The sequence below is a fragment of the Cryobacterium algoritolerans genome, assembly GCF_004402785.1.
GTDB classification, from domain to species: Bacteria; Actinomycetota; Actinomycetes; order Actinomycetales; family Microbacteriaceae; genus Cryobacterium; species Cryobacterium algoritolerans.
The window spans coordinates 1-5,210 of sequence record NZ_SOFP01000077.1 but is presented as its reverse complement, the minus strand read 5'-3'; the positions used below and the strand labels follow the sequence as shown (position 1 = coordinate 5,210).

The window sequence follows — 5,210 nt, the reverse complement described above, 5'->3', positions numbered from 1 at the left end:
GGTGCCGGCGCGCAGGGTGCCGGTGCGCGAGGTGCTGTCGAGCACGGTGCCGGCCCAGCTGGCCGTGTGCTGCGCGGGCGCCGCTCTGCTGGCATCGGCGGTCGCCGTGACAGCCCCCGCGCGACTGCCCGCCGAAGTGCAGGACGTCGCGGCCAGGCACGCCGTGGTCACCGCGACCGTCACTGTGTGGTCGAGGCCGGTCGAAACCGCCTCGTTCGGCGGCCACAGCGGCACTGGAGGCGGAGGCGGAGGCGGCTCGAGCAGGGTGCGGTTCAAGGGCACCGTGAGCTCCCTCGGGCAGGGCGGCCACACGGTAGCCGTGTCGGTGCCGGTCGTGGTCTTCGCGGAGGCTCCAGACGGTCCCGCGCTCCGGATCGGCGCCGTCATTCGTCTGCCCGCCCGGATGCGGCTGGCCGAACCAGGTGACGCGGCGGCGGCGCTCGTCTTCGGCCGGGATCCGCCGGAGCCCATCGCCGATCCACCGTGGTGGCTGTCCTGGGCGAACGATCTCCGGGCCCGGTTCGCCGATGCCGCCGGGAGGCTCCCGGGGGACGGCGGCGACCTGCTGCCCGGGCTGGCGATCGGCGATACCAGCGCTGTCGGACCGGCTCTCGACGGGGCGATGAAGACCAGTTCTCTCAGCCACCTCACGGCGGTGTCCGGGGCGAACTGCGCCGTCGTCACGGCCGGTGTACTCCTGCTCGGTGGCTATCTGCGGCTGCGCCGCGTGGCTCGCCTGGCGCTGGCCCTCCTCACCCTGGCCGGGTTCGTTGTACTGGTGACCCCGGAGCCGAGCGTGCTGCGCGCCGCGCTGATGGCCACCGTGCTCCTGTTCTCGATCGGGTCGGGCCGGTCTGGCCGGGGTCTGCCGTTGCTCGCCCTCGTGGTGATCGTTTTGCTCGTCTTCGACCCGTGGCTGGCCCGCAGTTACGGCTTCGCGCTCTCGGTGCTGGCGACGGGAGGCCTGCTGGTGCTGGCCGGGCCATTGGGACGGGTCCTCGGCCGCTGGATGCCTGGCTGGCTTGCCGGTGTCATCGCTATCCCGCTGGCCGCGCAGCTGGCCTGCCAGCCGGTGCTCGTTCTGCTCAGCCCGACTCTCCCGCTCTACGGGGTACCGGCGAATCTGCTCGCCGGACCGGCCGCCCCCGCGGCCACCGTGATCGGCCTGATCGCGTGCCTGCTGCTCCCATGGCTTCCCGGCGTGGCAGGGGGAATCCTTCAGCTGGCGTGGCTGCCCTCGGCGTGGATTGCCGCCGTTGCCGCCACGAGCGCGGCGCTGCCCGGCAGTCGGCTCCCGTGGCTGGGAGGGACCTTCGGCGTTACGGCCACGGGGCTGTTGACATTACTCGCCCTCGCTCTCCTGCTCAGTCCTGGCGTACCTGGCAGTCCTGGCGTACCTGGCAGTCCCGCTGCGACCGCCGGTCCTGCTGTGACCGCCGGTCCTGCTGCGACCGGGGTTCGGAGTGGCGGGCCTCCCTCGGTGTGGCGGTCGCGCTGGCGAATCCCGGCGGCGGCCGTGCTGATCGTCGCCGCTGGCACCTACACGGGGAGCCTGATCGGCTCGGGCGTCGGCCGCGCCGTGGCGTTTCCGGCGGACTGGCAGATTGCGGCCTGCGACATCGGCCAGGGCGACGCGGTCGTCGTGCGCGACCGGGACCGCTACGCCTTGGTCGACGTCGGCCCTGACCCCGCGATGCTGGCGAACTGTCTCCGCACTCTGGGGATCGAGCGGATCGATCTGCTCGTGCTCACACATTACGACATGGACCATATCGGCGGGATCGAGGCGGTGATCGGCCGGGTCGGCACGGCGCTGGTCGGCATTCCGGAGAATGCGCAGGACGAGCGCCTGCACGAGCGGCTCGCGGACGGCGGTGCGGAGGTGCGCACGGGCTCCCGCGGCGACCGCGGTACGCTCGGCGGGCTGCACTGGGAGATCTTCTGGCCCGTGCGCGGTTCCTCGGTGATGCAGACCGGCAACCCGGGGAGCGTGACGATCGGATTCGACGGGCGGGGCATCCGGTCAATCTTCCTCGGCGATCTCGGCGAGGATGCCCAGAATGCGCTGCGCCGCGCGTCAGCCCCCGGCCAGGTTGACGTCGTGAAGGTCGCCCACCACGGCTCGCGCGATCAGAGCCCCAACCTCTATGCCGATCTCCGGGCAACCGTGGGGCTGATCTCGGTCGGCGTCGACAACGGCTATGGGCACCCTACTGACCGGCTGCTCGAGATCCTCGCCGCGGACGGCACCGTCGCCGTGCGCACCGACCGGCAGGGGATGGCCGTGGTCGCCCTGGATCCGAGCGGGCACGGCGCGCTGACAGTCTGGACGGAGAAGTCGACGACCGGAGCGTCACGGCGCGGGAACTCCTCCACAAGGTGAGTGAGTGACCAGTTCACGGTCTGCAGCCAGCGTCGGTGGCCCGGGCTAGGCTTAACCCACGCAATCGAAGGGAACCGAGTGGCCGCACGAACCGCATCCTCTGGTCGGGCCGCAACGGGCCGATCGGCATCGAGCAAGGCGACACCGAGCCGACCCGCGAAATCCGTCGCCATCCCGCAGCTGTCCTGGCACCAGGTGCGTCCTGCCCCGATCGTGCTGGTGTCCGGCACCGAGGTGTTCCTGGCTGAGCGGGCGATCCGACAGCTGCGGGACTTCCTGAAACTCGAAGACCCTAGCCTGGAGATCAGCGACGTCCAGGCCGACAGCTATGCGCCGGGTGAGTTGCTCACCATGGCCAGCCCGTCGTTGTTCGGCGAGCCCCGGCTGATCCGGGTGAGTTCGGTCGAAAAGTGCAGTGACACCTTCCTCATCGAGGCGCTCGCCTACCTCGAGAACCCCGCCGAAGACACCTACGTCGTGTTGCGGCACGGCGGCGGGGTGCGCGGCAAGAAGCTGTTGGACACGATCCGGTCCGGCGTCGGCGGCGCCGTTGAAGTGGTCTGCGCCGAACTCAAGAAAGACTCCGACCGGCACGATTTCGCGTCTGCCGAATTCAAGGCGGCCGGCAAGCGGGTAACACCCAGCGCCCTCCGTTCCCTTGTGGCGGCGTTCTCCGGTGACCTCGCCGAGTTGTCCGCAGCGTGCCAGCAGCTCATCGCGGACTCCGCTTCCGAGGTCACCGAGACCACCGTTGATCGTTACTACGGCGGGCGCGTTGAAGCGAACGCCTTCAAGGTTGCCGACTCGGCGATCGCGGGCAGGCACGGGGAGGCCCTGATCATCCTCCGCCACGCGCTCTCCTCCGGTGCCGACCCGGTCCCGGTCGTCGCTGCGTTCGCCATGAAGATCCGTACGATGGCCAAGCTCCACGGAGTGCGCGGCGGCTCGGCTCAGCTCGCCTCGCAATTCGGGCTCGCGCCGTGGCAGGTCGAGCGAGCCCAGCGTGACCTGATCGGCTGGTCAGACGAGGGTCTGGCCAAATGCATGGTCATGCTCGCCGAGACGGATGCCGCGGTCAAGGGCGCCGGTCGCGACCCCGTCTTCGCCCTCGAACGACTGGTCGGTGTGATCGCGCGCCGCGGCGAGGGCTGACCGTCGATTGTTCGTCGTACAAAAAAAGAAAGCCCCCACCGTAAGGCGGGGGCTTTCTTTCACACCGGTTCAGTTCCAAACAACGGCCTCAAACCAGGTCATCTGGTGACTAGACGAGTGCGCCGACCGACTTCGCGATGGCCGACTTCTTGTTTGCCGCCTGGTTCTTGTGGATGACGCCCTTGCTGACGGCCTTGTCGAGCTTCTTCGAAGCAACGGCGAGACTGGCGACGGCCTTCTCCTTGTCGCCCGCGGTGACGGCGAGGCGAGTCGCGCGGATGGCGCGCTTGAACTCGCTCTTCACCGACTTGTTGCGCTCCTGAGCCTTCTTGTTGGTGCCAATTCGCTTGATCTGCGACTTGATATTTGCCACGTTTGTACGCTTTCGTTAGGTTCTTGTTCGGATGGGCCGCTTGGCGGTAGAGGGCGCCGGGCGGCAAAGATCGTGTGGGGTGGGACCCAGCACGCAAGCCAACAGCAAACGATACCAGTTATTCGACGGGGCCGACAATCGGCCTCGGCGGTGTCGCCGCGATCTCCGCGAGGATTCCGCGCAGCACCGCCGCGAACCGCTCCGGCTGGGCCAGGCTGACGAGATGCGAGGCGCTCGGCACGACGACGAGGCGGCCGTTCCGGCACGCGGCGAGGAATCTGTGCTCGTGCAGCCTGAACTGGTCGAAGGCCCCGTTGATCAGCCAGATCGGGCCCGGAAACCGGGATAGCCCCTCGAGCGGGCGGAGGGTGCCGGTGGCGCCGAGGCCGGCATCCATCACGTTGAGGGGAACCCCGCCGGCGAGCGTGTCGGCGGCACTCTCGGGTGGCAGCAGCACCCGCACCAGCGTGGTGTGGAGCCACAGCCCGTGGTCCGGCAATCGACGGATCAGCCGGGCCAGGCTCCGGTAGACGTCGAGCGGCCACCCGGCGGGGATCGCGCAGCAGCCGGCGGCGACCAGCCCGGCCACCTTCTCGGGATTTCGCGCGGCGTACTCGATGGCGTAGTAGCCGCCGAGGGAGAGTCCGACCAGCAGCACTCGGCCTCCCAGAGCCGCGACCCCGTTGTCGATGGCGGCAAGGGCTCCCTCGACTGTGAACCGTTCCGCTTTCAGCGAGCCGTGCCCGGGCAGATCGATCGCGAGGCCCGGATACCCGTCCTCGGCCAATCTGGCCAGTTGTCCGCGCCACATGGTGGCCGAGGTGCGGATGCCATGCACGAAAAGCACGGGCGGGACCGGTGTCATGCGTTCCTCTCTGCCCGTCCAGCGATTTGGGCACCTTCAACCGGGGACCCTGGAGCTGGGTCCCGAGAGCTGGGAAGGCTCGGACCCTGGGAGCTCGGACCCTGCGAGCCCGGGCCTGGGACCCCGCAACCCTGGCTGTCAGACCTTGCAACCGCCGGTCCAGGGAGGCGGCCCTGGCCCGATCGTAGCTCCGGCACCGCATTTCGCAACTGTGTCGTTGGCGACGGCGCTGTTCACGACCACGCGTCCCGCCTGGCGTCAGAACGGCGGGTCGTCCGGTTTGTTCGTGAGCTGGCGATGGATGGGTGCCAGCGGCCGGGCTCGCGGTGGCCCGGCGTTCGGTGGCCCGGCGTCCGGCGGCCCGGCGTCAGGCACCCTGGCTTGCGGTGGTCCGGTGGGGTGCACGGTGGCGGGTTCGGTGACGAAGTCCCGCCCGG

Annotated in this window: 4 protein-coding genes; 2 read left to right on the top strand and 2 right to left on the bottom strand. The window is 69.5% G+C overall.

All coding sequences use genetic code 11. From position 1 onward, the window contains the following. The coding region (locus E3O19_RS15825; RefSeq protein ID WP_134569232.1) for a ComEC/Rec2 family competence protein at positions 1–2,383 on the top strand (2,383 nt) is incomplete at its 5' end. Between the two features lie 78 nt (positions 2,384–2,461). Beyond that, positions 2,462–3,535 (top strand): DNA polymerase III subunit delta, encoded by a 1,074-nt coding sequence (gene holA, locus E3O19_RS15820; protein WP_134569230.1) that lies wholly within the window; start codon positions 2,462–2,464, stop codon positions 3,533–3,535. Positions 3,536–3,644: 109 nt separating this feature from the next. On the opposite strand, the gene rpsT is transcribed toward holA, so the two are convergent. Together rpsT and E3O19_RS15810 are read right to left on the bottom strand one after the other, a co-directional pair. Next, a complete protein-coding gene (rpsT, locus tag E3O19_RS15815) occupies positions 3,645–3,908 on the bottom strand; it encodes a 30S ribosomal protein S20 (RefSeq protein WP_134569228.1) in 264 nt (87 codons plus the stop codon). Between the two features lie 118 nt (positions 3,909–4,026). Further along, the gene (locus E3O19_RS15810; RefSeq protein WP_134569226.1) at positions 4,027–4,773 is read right to left on the bottom strand and encodes an alpha/beta fold hydrolase; all 747 of its coding nucleotides are present in this window, start codon (positions 4,771–4,773) and stop codon (positions 4,027–4,029) included. Positions 4,774–5,210: the final 437 nt, after the last annotated feature.